Raw genomic sequence first — 16,697 nt, 5'->3', positions numbered from 1 at the left:
AATGGACGCAGTGATAAACCCTGCATTAATTAAGTTTTTTAATGTGTATGGACAACTAGGAAAGGACAACCTCTCTCAACTGTCTGACGTTTATCATCATTTAGTTATTTTTGAAGATCCTGCACATAAAATTGAAGGTTTTAGTGCTTTAGAAGCTTACTTTTTTAACCTTTATCAAAATATAAATAGCTGTCGATTTATTATTAATAGCTATGTAGAAGATGATCATGAAGCGTTTGTTCAATGGACAATGCACTTTTCACATCCTCGATTACAAAATGGCAAAGAACGTAGTTTAGAAGGCTGTACTCAGCTGAAATTTGAACAAGATAAAGTGATTTATCATCGTGATTATTTCGATATGGGGGAAATGATTTATGAAGGTCTACCCATGTTTGGACGCATTATTCGACACATTAAATCAAGGTTAGGGCAATGAATCAGGTATTGATCACAGGTGCTAGTTCAGGGATTGGCAAACAGCTTGCATGTGATTATGCAGATGACGGGTGGCGTGTTATTGCTTGCGGTCAAAATGCGCAGCGTTTAAATGAATTAGAAGAAGAACATCAAGCGATAAAAACATTACGTTTCGATGTAACAGATTTTGAAAGCACACTATCAGCGCTTACATACTTAGAGACTCTACCAGAGTTAATTATTTTAAATGCCGGCACGTGTGAATACATTGATGAAGGAAAAATTGATACAGCATTAGTTAAACGCGTTTTTGATGTCAATGTTTACGGAGTTCTCCATTGCATAGAAGCCTTACAAGCGCGATTTAATGAAAAAACGCATTTAGTCATTATCAGTTCTTCTGCCAGTTTCGTTGCTTTACCACGTGCAGAAGCCTATGGCGCTTCTAAGGCTGCAATGAGTTATATCACTCAAGCACTTGCTGTTGATCTCGCTTATTTGAATATGAAAATTACGTTAGTGAATCCTGGTTTTGTAAAAACGCCATTAACAGATAAAAACGATTTTACGATGCCAATGTTAGTGTCACCCGAACATGCTTCAAAAAAAATAAGATCAGGTATTGCTGCAGGAAAAAAAGAAATTAGTTTTCCTGCCACCTTTACACTGTTTCTTAAAACTATTGCGCTTTTGCCAATTACATTTCGATTGGCAGTAATTAAACGAATGACGGGGAAATCATAATGAAAATAGCCATTATAGGTTCCGGTATTTCAGGCTTGACGTCCGCTTGGTATTTACATCAAGAACACGAAATTACTGTTTACGAGGCAAACAGTTATGTCGGTGGGCATACTGCAACGGTAGATGTCACTGTAGATAGTGGTGATTATGCCATCGATACTGGGTTTATTGTTTTTAATGATCGCACTTATCCAAATTTTGAAAACTTGCTTGAACAGCTAGAAATAACCGGTAAGCCAAGTGAAATGAGCTTTAGTGTTCACAATGAACGAACGGGGCTTGAATATAATGGGCATACGATTTCATCACTGTTTGCTCAAAAACGGAATTTATTGAACCCTGCCTTTTATCGCTTTTTATATGAAATCACCCAGTTCAATAAGCTTGCTAAACAGGTTGTTGGTGATAGTGAGCTAATGGACCAAACACTAGGTGACTTCTTAAGTCAGCATAAGTTTAGTGATTACTTTGCCGAAAATTATATTTTACCTATGGGTGCTGCGATTTGGTCTTCAACGTTATCAGACATGCGTCGTTTTCCATTAGCTTTCTTTTTACGCTTTTTCTTAAACCATGGTTTGCTAGACATAACTAATCGTCCACAGTGGCGTGTAATACCGGGTGGTTCTCGTGAATATGTTAGAAAAATGATGTCTTATATCGGAGATTGTATTCAACTAAATAGCCCTGTCTCTTCGGTGAAGCGTAGTAAAGGCAAGGTAATTGTTACGGTTAATACTAAGCAAGAAGAATTTGATCAAGTGATTTTCGCTTGTCATAGTGATCAAGCGTTAAAAATGCTGTCTGACGCAACATCAGAAGAAAACTACGTGTTATCAGATATTCATTATCAAGAAAACGAAGTGGTTCTTCATACCGATACTTCGTTATTACCAAAACGTCAGGCTGCATGGGCATCTTGGAATTATTCGTTACCTAAATCCCGTGATGCTCGAGAACGTAACTTAGCGTCACTGACTTATAACATGAATATACTTCAAGGCATTCTAGCTCCTGAAACATTTTGTGTAACCCTTAACCAAACTGAATCGATAGATAAAGACAAAATACTGCGCAAATTTGTTTATTCTCATCCTGTTTTCAATACTCAAAGTATTGCGGCTCAGCAGAAACGTCATCTGATAAATGGAGAAAATCAAACATGGTTCTGCGGAGCGTATTGGTATAACGGTTTTCATGAAGACGGGGTACGTAGTGCGTTAGATGTTGTTGAAGCGATAAAAATGCAATCACTGACACAATCAGAAAGTGTAGATCAAACAGCGCAATCTCTGAATGTTTCTCATGAACCATCATACAAAAGTGTCATACGAAGTTATTAGTATGGGGAAAGATAATCAGCTTAAAAGCGGCATTTTTCAGGGATGGGTTAGGCATCGACGCTTTACACCAGTGGATCATAGATTCACATATTCTATGTTTATGCCCCATATCCACTTAAATGAATTAGATCAGTTGGATAAACAAGTAAAAGGCTTTGGATTATCACTGTTTAATTTCGCTCGATTTCGACGTGATGATTACGTAAAAGGTGATCCTGATTTAGCCCAAGCTGTAAAAGATAAGGTCTATGCGCTAACAGGTAAAATGATTGATGGCAATGTCACTATGCTATGTCACTTACGTTATTGCGGATTGTATTTCAGTCCTCTTAATTTGTATTACCTCCATGATGATGAAGGTCAATGGCAATATATGTTAGCTGAAGTCAGTAATACACCTTGGAACGAACGTCATTACTATGCGATACCGGCCCCGCAATATTGGCAGGGGCGTGAATATAGTCATGATAAGGCGTTTCATGTTTCACCTTTTAACCCTATACATCAACAGTATCATTGGCGATTAACAGAGCCTGATAGCAATTTGCTGGTTAACTTGGCTGTGAGTCGATACAAAGATTGCATCTCTCCGAGCAGGTATTCGGGTGATTCGAAAAATAGCCATCAAAAAGTATTTGATGCCACCATGCAGATGCGTAAGCAAAACTTCACATCTGCAATACTTATCAAGCAATTACTGCTTACACCGATTATGACAATAAAGGTTGTTATAGGTATTTATTGGCAAGCGCTTAAATTATTTATTAAAGGCGTACCAATTTATGATCACCCAAATAACACACCGTATGAAAAAGTAAATAAACACAAGATTAAACGAGGGAATGACAATGCTTAGAAGCGACGTACAACAATCATCATCAGTTAATGTATCAGCCTCTGATCATGCATCTCGGCATATTTTATTTAAAGTATTAAAACACCTTTCTAATGCGGGCTTAAGTGTATCTGATTCAACGGAAGGCACCGTCTTCTTTGGTGACAAACAAGCACCGCTACAAGCGAGTATTAATGTTCATAACCCGCTTTTTTATAAACGCTTACTGACGGATGGCAGTATTGGTGCAGGTGAAGCGTATATGGAAGGCTGGTGGGATTCACCAAACTTAACCAATGTAGTACGGGTTTTGGCTAAGAACCTGACAACGTTAGATAAGCTAGAAGCAAAAATGGGTTGGATGAGTCGAATCTCCGAACAGATTGGGCACTTGCTGCGTAAAAATACCATTAAGAATGCGCGCAAAAACATATCAGCACATTACGATCTTGGTAACGATCTTTATCGTCACTTTCTTGATCCTAATATGCTTTATTCTTCGGCTATTTACCTCAATAAAAATGACACGTTGGATCAAGCACAATGGAATAAGATGGATCGTTTGTGTCAGAAATTAAAATTGACTGAAGACGATCATTTACTAGAAATTGGTACTGGATGGGGCGGTATGGCGATTCATGCAGCGAAATACTACGGCTGCCGTGTTACCACTACTACGATCTCTGAGCAACAATATTTATGGGCAAAAGAGCGAGTTGAAAAAGAAGGTCTATCAAATCGTATCACCTTACTTATGGACGACTACCGCGATTTAACGGGGCAATACGATAAGTTAGTATCGGTTGAAATGATAGAAGCAGTCGGTAAGCAATACCTTAAAACCTATATTGAAAAGTGTCAGTCATTATTAAAACCAACTGGCTTAATGGCGATTCAAGCAATCACAATTGCCGATCAACGTTATGATAGTTACAGCCGCGGCGTTGATTTTATTCAAAAACACATATTCCCTGGCGGTTTCTTACCTTCAATTACCGTATTACTTGAAAATCTAACCAAGCACAGTGATTTCGTGATGCGAGATATCAAAGATATTGGCTTAGATTATGCGAAAACGCTTGAGGATTGGCATCAGCAGTTTAATGAGAATGCCGTAGCATTAGAAAAATATGGCTACGACGAAAGATTTATGAGGATGTGGCGTTTTTACTTTGCTTATTGCGAGGGGGGGTTCTTAGAGCGCACCATTAGTACTATTCAATTTGTCGCAAGTCGCCCGCAATGGAGAGAGTAAATCCATTGGCAAACAAACTAAAAGTGTTATTGGCTGGCATGGTGTTTAACTTCTATTGGTTACTCGCTGTGTGGGGGCAATATCGTTTTACTTATATCTTGGTTTTCATACTAATAGCTACATGGTTTATGGAATCTAAGGCGTGGCGTTTCTCTGTATTAGCATCGATACCCGGCATAGTGATTGATTCAATGCTCAGACATTGGCAGGTGTTTGATTTTCCAATACCGAATCGAACGCCACTTTTCTTTAATGTGGAGAGTATTGGGTTAATACCACTTTGGCTGATATTGCTTTGGTTGGGTTTCACAACTTTTGTTTGGGTTCTACGCACATCAATTAGTAGCTTTGCTACACATTGGTTGCTGGTGGCTGGCAGTTTTGGCGGTGCATTGAGTTATTGGTCTGGAATGAAATTAGGTGCGGTAATTTGGCAGCTAGAAACATTAGATACATTCTTTGTGCTAATAGTGATCTGGTTGGCTCTATCGGCGTATCTTTTATGGTTACTGCGTATTTTATATAAAGATCCAAATAATCCGACCGCACAGGAGCAATAAATGCGAACACTCGTTATCTTTTTGGGTTTATTGCTATGCTCTAATGTTGCTAAAGCAGAAGCGGATTATAGCAATAAAGCGATTCAAAATAACGCTACTCTACAGTTACAGACCCTTAGTGATAAATACCCATGGTATCAGTGGAAAATAGTGGGCGAAGCAACACTTGAGTGGGGAATATGGGATATTTATCACTCAGAGCTAAAAACGCCAACAGGACGATATAAGGGGACGCAAGATGATTTAGCTTTAATTATTCTTTATCTACGTAATATCGATAAAGATGCCTTGTTGGATGCGACTGAAGAACAATGGCAACATTTAGGTTATAGCAGCCAACAGATAACACCGTGGCTAAAAACGTTATCAACCATATGGCCAGACGTTAAAAAGGGAGATAGATTAACTTTCGTTCTCCGTAATGGTGAAGGGCAGTTTTATCAACAAAGTAAACCACTAGGGAAAGTCTTATCACCATCGCTATCACAAAGCTTTATTGCTATTTGGTTATCACCAAAGACATCGTATCCGGAATTACGTCAGCAGTTAATTGGAAAATAGCGAGCATAAATTCTCTTACTCTGCATGTTAATCATTCAAAGTGAGACTATGGAATAAGGTCATGGCATGAAAAAAATAACCTCAATATTATTAGCATTAATGTTGCTTTTAACAGGGTGTACAGCGTCTATTTCTGATTATAAATCTTCACAACCCAAGTTTGATTTATTTGGTTACTTTGCTGGTAAAACAACGGCATGGGGAATGCTGCAAGATTATAAAGGTAAACAAACACGCCGATTTACGGTTGATATAGTAGGTACAGTAAAAAAGGATACATTAACCCTTGTCGAAGACTTTGTATTTGATGATGGTGAAACCCAACAGCGTATTTGGACGATAAAAAAACAAGCAGATGGACGATATACCGGAACGGCGGGTGATGTTATTGGTGAAGCACAAGGAGTTGAGGTCGGTAATGCATTGCAATGGCAATATACCTTAGCGATTCCCGTAGATGATACAGTTTATAATATTACATTTAATGACTGGATGTATCGCCAAGATGAAAAGCACATGTTCAATGTTGCAACCATGACCAAATTTGGCTTTGAAGTAGGTAAAGTGACGTTGTTTTTCCAAAAAAGATGATTAATTTAAATATGTAATACCATATTTTCTCTATCTATTTATTACGCAATAATAAGCCAGTTTGATTGACTGGCTTTTTTGATCGAATTATCACGTCATAAAGATACTATGTTATACGGTTACTATTATAGTGAGCTTTGTTTCTAATTTTTAGTCAATGAGTTTATAAATCATGAATTATAAATAGTAATTTAAAAGACATAATCAAATAACGGATTTAGGAAAATAATAATGCTTAAAAAATGGAATGAAAAATGGTTCAAACGTTGGAGCATACGGCGTGAAAAAGGGCAGTTGCATTATGTTCTTTCTCAAACAGCAATTTATGTTTTTTTCTTAATAATTGGTTTGTTTTTACAAACGTTACTTTTTTCTAATCAATCTAAATGGGATGTGTTTTTACCGAATACAGCAAAATACGCACTGTTTTGGTTTGTCATGGGCTTAATAGTAAATTACTTTGGATGGATATTTGCTGAAATTCGATATCAAAATGTGATAAAGAAAAAGAAAGAAGAAAACGGTAACCATTAAATACGAGAGATCGTTCTCTTCTAGCACATCTTTAATCAAAAGATTAAAAGCCTACATCTAAACAGGCTTTGATTTAACTAAACTCGATGCTGGTTATCAGCCAAAACCACGCGACATTGCAACGATACGTTTTAATACCCAACGGATAAGCAGAGGTGTGCGGTTATCTTTCTCATCGCGAGTATATTTAACGATTGCCAATGCCATATCGGGTTTCGCTGTTTTTCTTAGTACCTTATGAATGATCTTACGCATTGGTATTTTAGTATCAGTGATATTCGCTAAGTCACGAAACAAAGGTTCATAGCCATTTTTATATAAGAAATGTTCAATGTCTTTTGCTGGCAATACTGTCAAGCGTTCACGCTCGGGATCATCGCCAAGCATATTACGGACTTTCTCTGCATATTTCTTACCCGCTAGATCACCATCAGCCACTAAATGCCATTCAATACCGAGTATCTTTGCCAACTTGATCAATGGCTTTAATCCACTTTGCGCAAACTCAATAATTTGAATCCCTTCTGCGGCAAGGTTATAACCATTTAGGTGTGCCATTTCATTAAATAACCATACTTCCGTTTCCCCTTCAACTAACAGCCATACTCTTGCAAAGAAAGCACTCGGGCGATGCATGCGTACGTGAAAAGTGACTTTACGGGTATCATCTTTACTCAACTCCCCATTATCTACACCATATACTTCCGTTTTATATGGCTGACGTATCAACTTCTTGATCGCGGTTAACGGCGCAGAAGTTAAAAGCTCAGGGCTGTTGGTCGTTAAGATCTTTTGCATCGGCATATTTTGAATAAACGCCCATGCTTGATGGAGCATGATCGGATGCAAACGACCTTCTGGATCTTCCAAGATCATAATAGGTCGTGAAATGCGTTTTAACTCGACAGGACCCCTTGCACGAATATATTCATTCAATAACCCCATTAACAATAAACGCGCTTGCTTTGTCATGTGGGGCTGAATCAATTGATCAAACGGATTTGCATATAAACCATGTGTATTGGTTTGTTGTAATGAAGAGTAGTGTGGCGATAATGCTTTACTACGCTGGTGGGGCGCAAAGGCAAAGTAGTGATCAACTAATGATCGTAACGTAGTAATACTACTTTTAATTTCTGCTGTACTGACGTGACCGGGCTGTGTCATTAACCGTCGACAGGTATTATCTAAACGTTTTTGTACGCGAAGCTCTTGCGGCGTTTGCGTTAATGGCTGCTCATTATTACCGTCATGACGTTCTTCGTGAAGACGTCTCGAATCACGAATACGAACAATAGGGTGAAGCACCATTAGCTGTCGAATCAACTTATCCGTATCAGGATGTGAAATGCCATGACCAGTTGAATGTAAAAATTGTCTATTAGTAATGATCTTATCGTTTTCAATATGGCTGTGAATTTGATAATAAAAATGCTTTATACCGTCTTTTTCTGAGAGAAAAGGCTGAAACCCACGGTAGCGACGGGCATTATGTTCACCTTTATAATCTTCATTCCAATGTAAAACAATCTGAATTTCTGTCGCTCGCTCATTACCTAACGCATGATCGATATGGAAATCGGAAAAGTTAAACTCGTAAAACTCAGCATCTGGAGACAATGCTAAACAAAGCGCATCGAGCAAAGAGGATTTACCCCACGCATTTTCACCAATTAGGACGGTTAACTCTTTAAAAGACAAGGATAAACGCTTAATACCACGGAAACCGGATATTTCAATTCTTTCTAAATGCATAAAACTCTACAAACCTCGTTTATTCCTGTATACGATATAGTAAATCAATCGTTGACTCGCAAGAACTGATCACATATTCATAGCATGATATGCTTTAAATAGTTATATGATTTCAAACAAATAATAATAGAAGGAAGAGTTAGATGGCTAAGATAATTCACTCAATGATCCGTGTGTTAGATCTTGACGCTTCATTAAAGTTTTACAAAGAAGCATTAGATTTAGAGATTGCTGAGCGTTTAGATTTTGAAGGGTTTAGTCTGGTTTACTTACGCAACAATGAAAATGATATGGAGCTTGAGCTGACTTGGAATGAGGGAACGGAAGAACCGTATACCCATGGTACGGGTTATGGTCATATTGCTGTCGCTGTGGATGATTTAGAAGCTGAACATGCAAAATTAACGGATTGTGGTTATGCGCCTTTAGAGATTAAAGAGTTTTTCCGTGAGGGGACGTTATTAGCGAAGTTTTTCTTTGTACAAGATCCGGATGGTTACAAAATTGAGTTTTTACAACGCCATGCTCGTTATCAGTAACATTTTAGCAAAGATGATTTAATGGGTAGTAAGATGATAAATAGCAATTAGTCTTACTATTCATTAAATGATCATCATGAATCATGCTATATTGATATTTATCACAGTTATTTTGTCTTATAGTGAAATCGTTTAGGCTAAATAGGTGACTTAAACTAAACATATCTCTCATTCATATGAGTCCTTCAGGGAGAGACGTAATTTTTTATGACAAAGAATAATAAAAAAGCAAAGATTACATTTGCTCATATCAATGATACGCATTCAAATTTTGAACCATCATCTATATCACTGAATTTACCTGAACACGTTTTAGATACTGAATCCTCGGTATATGCCAGTTGTGGTGGTTTTTCTCGTATTTCATCGGCAGTAAGTGAATTAAAAGCTGAAGCCTATTTGAATCAACGTGAATTCATGTTTTTACACGCAGGTGATTGTTTCCAAGGCACGTTATATTTCTCATTATATAAAGGTATGGCTAATGCTGTACTACTAAATGCGATTGGTGTTGAAGCGATGGCATTGGGAAATCATGAACTTGATATGGGTAACGACTGTGTCGCTGATTTTCTTGATCATACGCACTTCCCGTTACTGGCTGGTAATTGGGATCTGTCACAAGAAGTTCAAACCAAGTCTAATCCGCTGCGAGATAAAGCCAATGTTTACGGTTATGACAATAGCACTGCAACCGCTAAATATATTGTAAAAGATGTGCATGGTGAGCCTGTTGCGATTTTTGGTGTAGCGATCGAAAATATGGCCGGCATTGCGAACCCAGATCCCGATACTCACTTTATGAATGTCGAGACGGTTGCGCGTAATACTGTTCAGTATCTACATAAGCAGGGTATCAATAAGATTGTTGTGTTAAGCCATCTAGGCTATGACCACGATATTGAGCTTGCTCAAGCTGTTGATGGAATAGGCGTCATTATTGGTGGCCATACTCACACCATGCAAGGTGATTTCACCAACGTTGGTTACGGTAAAACTGATCAATACGCACACACTGTTAATAATACCTGTGTTGTACAAGCGGGTTGTAATGCATTGGCGGTAGGACATATAACATTAGAGTTTGCTGAAGACGGAACAATTGAGCAGGCGTTTGGTGCTAATCAACTATTACTAGGTCGTCAATTTACGGTAGATGCAAGCCGCACCGAGCATTTAGAAAGTGATGATCATGAAATCGTTCGTCATTTTTTAAGCCAGCAAGATAACATTCGTTTTGTAGTGAAAGATCCTATCATTGAAAATATACTCAATGAGCACTATCGCCCTGCGGTACGTGCACTGCAAACTGAAGAAATTGCTGTTATTAATGAGCCGCTTCGTCATATTCGTATTCCTGATCAACGAGGTCCAAGTCAAATTGCTCCTTGGGTGGTTGAAAGTTTCGTCTGGAAAGCCCGTGAGCTAGGTCATAACGTCGATTTTGGTATTCATAACGCTGGTGGCGTTAGGTGCTCATTAAATCCAGGTATTATTACGCCTGCAGATATTGCAGGGAAATTACTACCTTTTGCTATTGGTATTATGATTTATAGCGTTAAAGGTAAACGTATTCGTCAAGCGCTTGAAGGAGCGATTGATAATGCGATTAGTAACGGTGTAGATGGGACTGGTGATGGAAGTTTTCCCTATGTAGCAGATCTTCGTTACACCTATCGCTGTTGTGCTGTGAAAGGTACACGCATTGAGTTATTAGAGCATTTACAAGACGGTAAGTGGATACCTGTTGAAGATGATAAAGTTTATAGTTCCGTTTCATCGGGCTATACCGCAACAGGTAAAGAAGGCTATGCGCCATTATTAGATTACGTTAAAGAGCCTATGCCGCTTAACGTTACAATGGCTGATGCTTTTGAAGCTTATGCAAAACAGAAAAAATACTTTGATGTACCAGTAGATAATAATACGGTTTATATTCCCTGTACTGGTAATCAAGATGTCGCCTAAATACTAGCTAAACTCATCGATAGAAACAAAGCTTAAGCCGACTAACAAATTACCGTTAGTCGGCTTTCTTTTTATCGACAAATGAATCTTGGTTTTCAAATTTAGTCTTGGCGATGAGTTTAAGAAGAACAGGTAATGTATAAGTCGGAATTTGAATCGCTGCCATCAGTGCTAAATATTCAAATCCTAAATAACTGCTTGCTATGGTGTAGGTAAGTAATACATTACGATTAGTTGCAGTAATGGCATACAGCGTTTTGGCTTGTTGATTTTTCTTATAATAGGTTAAGTAAGTGATACCGAAAAATAATCCGCAAAGTAAACAGCCTAGCAGTAAATAGCTCATCCCTTCGTGTAATGAACGTTCAAACATTTCCCTCAAAGGAGCGACAAGCCCAAGCGGAAAAGCAAAAATTAGCAGAACGGTTAACTTAGATATTCTGTGATGAATTTTCTGTAATAGTGTTGGGTTTATCATTTTGTAGCAAAGCGCAGAAATAGCCATTGGTCCAATAATGAATATCGTTAGTCGTTGTATATATTGGATAAAATCCAAAGTTACCGTGTCACTTTGAAGTAAAGTAAGGTTAAAAAATAATATGATCGGCATCATTAATGTTGAGGCAATCGTTAATGCCATCGCATGCAATACATCAAAGCCTAAGGTTTTCGCTATGGCAGGGGTCGCAAATAATGTACCTGTCGCCGTTACCGCCGTTATAGCGATAAATAGTGGGGTTGAAATGTTAAAGATATATAGCAATACAGCGGCGAATAAAGTGAGCCCTAGGCTATGGAAAAGCGCATAAGACCAAACACTTTTAGATAACAACTTGCGGATAAGTAACTCTTGTTTAATTCCTAATAAAGTAAAAAGCATCAGGAAAAACAAGATATACGGTAAAGCAGGGAAGACAATACGACTAATACTTGGAAAGCTAAAACCGACGACACCTGCAAACATCAATAAAATAGCAGAATATTTATTAAGAAAAAAAAGCATAAGTTAAAAATCCTTTTGTTAACTTATTGTTATCATTGTTTTTGTTCAAATACAAAAAAAGATTCTATTTGAAACAAAAAACTAAACATTTAGTAATGTAATCGTTCTTAATAGTCTTTTGTGCTTTAGGGTAATAATCGTTAGTAATCAAGTGTTAACACATAAGAAAAACTAATGCTATGAAAGAAATATTGTCATTTATAGGTTATGTAAACAGACGATAAACTACTCGTGTTTATTGAATTTAATACCTTTTTCAGGGGCAATCATGGCACATACATTTGATGTGGACGCAGCTACAACGTTACATCTTCAGGATAAAAAAAGTTATGAAGTAACGATCAAAGGATTGATTGCACACCTATTTGATATTGTATTTAACCGATCAAAAAAGTCAGTCGCTTACAGTATTGAAGATATCCCAGTTCATTTACAGAAAGATATTGGCATCTATCGATAACATTTTGTATTGAGATTTTTAAAGTCGGCATGATTGCCGGCTTTTTTTTGCTTAAAATTCCGCTATAACCGCCTAAAAATAGTGGGTACTATTTGGCTTTAGTTAAAGTAAAATATTCATTGCTAAAAATAAAAATATTATTAAATGATTTAGTCGTAGGAGTATAAAAATGGGCTTTTTTTCAAAGCTATTTGGTTCTAAAAAATCAGAGGTTACCACTCAGGAAGTTGAGCCAACTCTTTATAATGGTTACTTAATTTATCCTGAGCCGAAGCAAGAAGGAGGGCAATTTAGAATCGCTGGAAGAATTTGTAAAGAGATCGACGGAGAATTAAATACACACCACTTTATTCGTTCAGATTTACTCAGCTCTCGTCATGATGCGGAAACATTTATGATTAAAAAAGCAGAAATGTTTATTAAACAAATGGGCGATAAAATGTTCAAATAAAAGCTGTAGTAATATTCAACAAATTTCATTGCAATTGTAATGGTATAAAAGTATCTTTTTAAACATTAAAAATGAATTTTACATTATATCATTATCCTATTGTGAATATTCATATGACAAAATTATCAGTTAAGCATATTTAAAGTTGGTTGTTTTTTAAAACAATAAGTTGATTAGGTTAAATATTGTTTATTGAGTATATAGCTGACAATTATCGTTTTAGAGTCAAAAGCAGATAGAAAGTGTGATTCAGTCATTATTTTTAAATGTACTATTATGGATGCTAGAAATATAAATGTAGTTTAATTTCAGTAGTATAATGACAGTCACTAGGGTTTTTGACTTGTAGATATGGGGATTTTTGTATTTTTACTACAAAAAGCTTGATGTTGCTTGCTGGGTTGGATACAAAATGATTATGTTTTAGCCAATGTACAGGGAATAATAATGCAGATTGGTGTACCGAGAGAGGTACTCGCTCATGAGACGCGAGTAGCTGCAACACCTAAAACGGTCGAGCAGATATTGAAAATGGGGTTCAGCGTTGTTGTTGAACAAGGAGCTGGACGTTTAGCAAGCTTTGATGACGCTGCTTATGAAGCGGCAGGGGCAACGGTTGTCTCAACTGATGAAGTATGGCAATCGGATCTTATTTTTAAAGTCAATGCACCGCAGGTTAATCCTGTAACAGGTGTAGATGAATTTGAGCTCATCAAAGAGGGTGCAAGCTTAGTTAGTTTTATTTGGCCTGCTCAAAATCCTGAATTATTAGAAAAACTATCGTCTAAAAATATTAATATTATGGCGATGGATTCTGTACCGCGTATTTCACGTGCACAGGCGCTTGATGCCTTAAGCTCAATGGCAAATATCGCAGGTTACCGTGCTGTTGTTGAAGCCGCTCATGAGTTTGGTCGATTCTTTACTGGTCAAATTACCGCTGCAGGTAAAGTGCCTCCAGCGAAAGTCCTCGTTGCTGGTGCTGGTGTTGCAGGTCTTGCCGCTATTGGTGCTGCTGGTAGCCTTGGTGCGATTGTTCGTTCTTTTGATGTTCGTCCTGAAGTTAAAGAACAAGTTGAATCAATGGGCGCTGAATTCCTAGAAGTTGATTATAAAGAAGATACTTCAACGGGAGATGGCTACGCTAAAGAAATGTCTGATGAATTCAATAAAGCGGCTGAGCGTTTATACGCAGAGCAAGCGAAAGATGTCGATATCATCATTACTACCGCACTTATCCCTGGGCGCCCAGCACCAAAATTGATCACCAAAGAAATGGTAGATTCAATGAAATCAGGCAGTGTTATTGTCGATCTTGCTGCTGCGAATGGCGGTAACTGTGCATACACTGAAGCAGATAAAGTTGTTACGACACCAAATGGTGTAAAAGTTATCGGCTATACAGATATGGTTGGTCGCTTACCAACACAGTCTTCTCAGCTCTACGGAACAAACCTTGTTAACTTACTTAAACTGCTTTGCAAAGAGAAAGACGGCAATATTGATATCAATTTTGATGATGAAGTATTACGCGGTCTAACGGTTGTTAAAGCGGGTGAATTAACGTGGCCTGCGCCACCAATTAAAGTTTCTGCGGCAGCTCAACAGCCAAAAGCGGCGGCTAAAGTTGAACCTAAAGTTGAAGAGCCAACATCACCGGTTAAGAAATTTGGCTTAATGGGCGCGGGGATTGCGCTATTTGCTTGGATTGCTAATTATGCTCCAGCAGAGTTTTTAACGCACTTCACTGTATTCGTCCTTGCATGTGTCGTTGGATACTACGTGGTTTGGAATGTATCCCACTCTTTACATACTCCTTTAATGTCAGTAACTAACGCTATCTCGGGCATCATTATTGTTGGTGCTTTGCTCCAAGTCGGTCAGGGAAATGGGGTGGTATCCTTCCTCGCGTTTATTGCTGTTCTCATCGCTAGTATTAATATCTTTGGTGGCTTTACGGTGACCAAGAGAATGCTAGAAATGTTCCGTAAAGATAAATAAGGAGTAACACATGTCTGCAGGAATCGTACAAGCAGCTTACCTTGTTGCTGCCGTACTGTTTATCATGTCTTTAGCGGGACTGTCTAAGCAAGAAACAGCACGAAACGGTAATTACTTTGGTATTGCTGGTATGGCAATCGCTCTGATTGCTACTATCTTTGGTCCTCACACTGAAGGCACAGTTTGGATTATCCTTGCGATGATCATTGGTGGTGCAATTGGTATTTTCTACGCTAAAAAAGTAGAAATGACAGAGATGCCAGAGCTTGTTGCTATGTTACACAGCTTTGTAGGTATGGCTGCGGTATTAGTAGGTTTTAATACTTACTTAGATCACGGTGACCTTACAGGTGTAATGTTAAACATTCACTTGGTTGAAATTTTCCTTGGCGTATTTATCGGTGCAGTAACTTTTACCGGTTCGTTAGTTGCATTTGCTAAGTTACGCGGATTAGTTTCATCATCAGCACTAATGCTTCCTCACCGTCACAAATTAAACCTGTTAGCGCTTGTTGTTTCAGCACTATTGCTAGTTTGGTTTGTACAGTCAGAAGGTTCATTAACGGCGCTAATCTTAGTAACACTTATTGCGTTTGTATTTGGTTACCACCTTGTTGCTTCAATTGGTGGCGCTGATATGCCTGTGGTTGTATCCATGCTTAACTCTTATTCTGGTTGGGCTGCAGCAGCGGCGGGTTTCATGTTAGCAAACGACCTTCTAATCGTAACAGGTGCATTAGTAGGCTCTTCTGGTGCTATCCTTTCTTACATTATGTGTAAGGCGATGAACCGTTCATTTATTAGTGTTATCGCTGGCGGTTTTGGTTCGGATGGTACAGCAGCAAGCTCTGATGAAGAATACGGCGAACACCGTGAAGCTTCAGCAGAAGAAGTGGCTGAAATGCTAAAAGATGCACGCTCAGTTATCATTACTCCAGGATACGGCATGGCGGTTGCTCAAGCGCAATATCCTGTTCACGAGATCACAGATAAGTTACGTGCAAAAGGCATTGATGTTCGATTTGGTATTCACCCTGTTGCTGGTCGTCTACCTGGACACATGAACGTGCTATTAGCTGAAGCAAAAGTGCCTTATGACATCGTGTTAGAAATGGATGAGATCAATGATGATTTCCCACAAACTGATGTTGTACTTGTTATTGGTGCAAACGACACTGTTAACCCTGCCGCGATGGAGGATCCTAACAGTCCAATCGCTGGTATGCCTGTACTTGAAGTCTGGAATGCCAAAGAAGTGGTTGTGTTTAAGCGTTCAATGAGTACTGGTTATGCTGGGGTTCAAAACCCATTATTCTTTAAAGATAATAGCCATATGTTGTTCGGCGATGCTAAAGACTCATGTTTGAAAATACTTGAGCACCTGTAAATCGTTAATAGTAAAGTAAACAATGCCACTCACATGAGTGGCATTTTTATTTCTAATCACTATTTAATAAATAACTCCAAAGCAATGTTTCGCTCGAATCGGGCAAATAACGTAGAGAGATCCGTCAACACAACATGCATAAAATTAATATCTTTTGATTGAGTAAAAGAAGCCGAAGCAACGAAGGCTTCACAAGTCACTTCTCTGGTGAGTATTTAATATAGATAATTTTTATCCTTTTTAAGTATAAAGCCTTTGCCTTATGGCATGAATTGACCGATATTTAATGT

The 16,697-nt window shown here is 38.1% G+C and carries 17 protein-coding genes; 15 read left to right on the top strand and 2 right to left on the bottom strand.

The genetic code is table 11. The annotated features are described in order from the left end of the window. The first annotated feature begins 1 nt into the window (after position 1). The 9 genes from C9J38_RS11280 (at position 2) to C9J38_RS11240 (ending at position 6,843) form a co-directional block, all read left to right on the top strand. Complete coding sequence (locus C9J38_RS11280; RefSeq protein ID WP_105062257.1) at positions 2-439, top strand: nuclear transport factor 2 family protein; 438 nt, start codon at positions 2-4, stop codon at positions 437-439. Beyond that, entirely contained in the window at positions 436-1,164 is a 729-nt protein-coding gene (locus C9J38_RS11275) for an SDR family NAD(P)-dependent oxidoreductase (protein ID WP_107207181.1), read from the top strand. Before C9J38_RS11280 ends, C9J38_RS11275 begins: the two co-directional genes overlap by 4 nt. Then, positions 1,164-2,507 (top strand): NAD(P)/FAD-dependent oxidoreductase, encoded by a 1,344-nt coding sequence (locus C9J38_RS11270; protein WP_107207180.1) that lies wholly within the window; start codon positions 1,164-1,166, stop codon positions 2,505-2,507. Before C9J38_RS11275 ends, C9J38_RS11270 begins: the two co-directional genes overlap by 1 nt. A gap of 1 nt (position 2,508) precedes the next feature. Further along, positions 2,509-3,363, top strand: coding sequence for a DUF1365 domain-containing protein (locus C9J38_RS11265; protein ID WP_107207179.1), 855 nt, complete (start codon positions 2,509-2,511; stop codon positions 3,361-3,363). Next, entirely contained in the window at positions 3,356-4,597 is a 1,242-nt protein-coding gene (locus tag C9J38_RS11260; protein WP_107207178.1) for a cyclopropane-fatty-acyl-phospholipid synthase family protein, read from the top strand. The genes C9J38_RS11265 and C9J38_RS11260 overlap by 8 nt, the downstream gene beginning before the upstream one ends. Continuing rightward, positions 4,585-5,157 carry a DUF2878 family protein gene (locus C9J38_RS11255; protein WP_107207177.1) on the top strand — a complete coding sequence of 191 codons (573 nt, stop codon included), beginning with the start codon at positions 4,585-4,587 and terminating at the stop codon, positions 5,155-5,157. The genes C9J38_RS11260 and C9J38_RS11255 overlap by 13 nt, the downstream gene beginning before the upstream one ends. Next, positions 5,158-5,718 (top strand): chalcone isomerase family protein, encoded by a 561-nt coding sequence (locus tag C9J38_RS11250; protein WP_107207176.1) that lies wholly within the window; start codon positions 5,158-5,160, stop codon positions 5,716-5,718. Positions 5,719-5,784: 66 nt separating this feature from the next. Then, the gene (locus C9J38_RS11245; protein WP_107207175.1) at positions 5,785-6,309 is read left to right on the top strand and encodes a DUF3833 domain-containing protein; all 525 of its coding nucleotides are present in this window, start codon (positions 5,785-5,787) and stop codon (positions 6,307-6,309) included. A 231-nt stretch (positions 6,310-6,540) separates the two neighbouring features. After that, positions 6,541-6,843 carry a hypothetical protein gene (locus C9J38_RS11240; RefSeq protein WP_107207174.1) on the top strand — a complete coding sequence of 101 codons (303 nt, stop codon included), beginning with the start codon at positions 6,541-6,543 and terminating at the stop codon, positions 6,841-6,843. Between the two features lie 96 nt (positions 6,844-6,939). On the opposite strand, the gene C9J38_RS11235 is transcribed toward C9J38_RS11240, so the two are convergent. Beyond that, on the bottom strand, positions 6,940-8,598 hold the full coding sequence (locus C9J38_RS11235; RefSeq protein ID WP_107207173.1) for a DUF2813 domain-containing protein: 1,659 nt from the start codon (positions 8,596-8,598) through the stop codon (positions 6,940-6,942). A gap of 143 nt (positions 8,599-8,741) precedes the next feature. Between C9J38_RS11235 and C9J38_RS11230 the strand changes: the two genes are divergently transcribed. Next, positions 8,742-9,137: a VOC family protein gene (locus C9J38_RS11230; RefSeq protein WP_107207172.1), complete on the top strand. Its 396-nt coding sequence runs from the start codon at positions 8,742-8,744 to the stop codon at positions 9,135-9,137. A gap of 207 nt (positions 9,138-9,344) precedes the next feature. Beyond that, a complete protein-coding gene (locus C9J38_RS11225; RefSeq protein WP_107207171.1) occupies positions 9,345-11,105 on the top strand; it encodes a bifunctional UDP-sugar hydrolase/5'-nucleotidase in 1,761 nt (586 codons plus the stop codon). A gap of 55 nt (positions 11,106-11,160) precedes the next feature. Here C9J38_RS11225 and C9J38_RS11220 read toward each other — a convergent pair whose 3' ends face one another. Further along, a complete protein-coding gene (locus C9J38_RS11220) occupies positions 11,161-12,108 on the bottom strand; it encodes a hypothetical protein (RefSeq protein WP_107207170.1) in 948 nt (315 codons plus the stop codon). Between the two features lie 268 nt (positions 12,109-12,376). On the opposite strand from C9J38_RS11220, the gene C9J38_RS11215 reads away from it, so the two are divergent. The 4 genes from C9J38_RS11215 (at position 12,377) to pntB (ending at position 16,407) form a co-directional block, all read left to right on the top strand. Beyond that, entirely contained in the window at positions 12,377-12,568 is a 192-nt protein-coding gene (locus tag C9J38_RS11215) for a hypothetical protein (RefSeq protein ID WP_107207169.1), read from the top strand. 169 nt (positions 12,569-12,737) lie between these two features. Continuing rightward, positions 12,738-13,019: an HlyU family transcriptional regulator gene (locus C9J38_RS11210; protein ID WP_107207168.1), complete on the top strand. Its 282-nt coding sequence runs from the start codon at positions 12,738-12,740 to the stop codon at positions 13,017-13,019. Positions 13,020-13,466: 447 nt separating this feature from the next. Beyond that, positions 13,467-15,020, top strand: coding sequence for a Re/Si-specific NAD(P)(+) transhydrogenase subunit alpha (pntA, locus tag C9J38_RS11205; RefSeq protein ID WP_107207167.1), 1,554 nt, complete (start codon positions 13,467-13,469; stop codon positions 15,018-15,020). A 10-nt stretch (positions 15,021-15,030) separates the two neighbouring features. Beyond that, entirely contained in the window at positions 15,031-16,407 is a 1,377-nt protein-coding gene (pntB, locus tag C9J38_RS11200) for a Re/Si-specific NAD(P)(+) transhydrogenase subunit beta (RefSeq protein ID WP_107207166.1), read from the top strand. Positions 16,408-16,697 lie beyond the last annotated feature (290 nt).

The sequence above is a fragment of the Photobacterium sp. GB-210 genome (assembly GCF_003026075.1).
Lineage (GTDB): Bacteria > Pseudomonadota > Gammaproteobacteria > Enterobacterales > Vibrionaceae > Photobacterium.
This window is presented reverse-complemented; position numbering and strand designations above follow the sequence as displayed.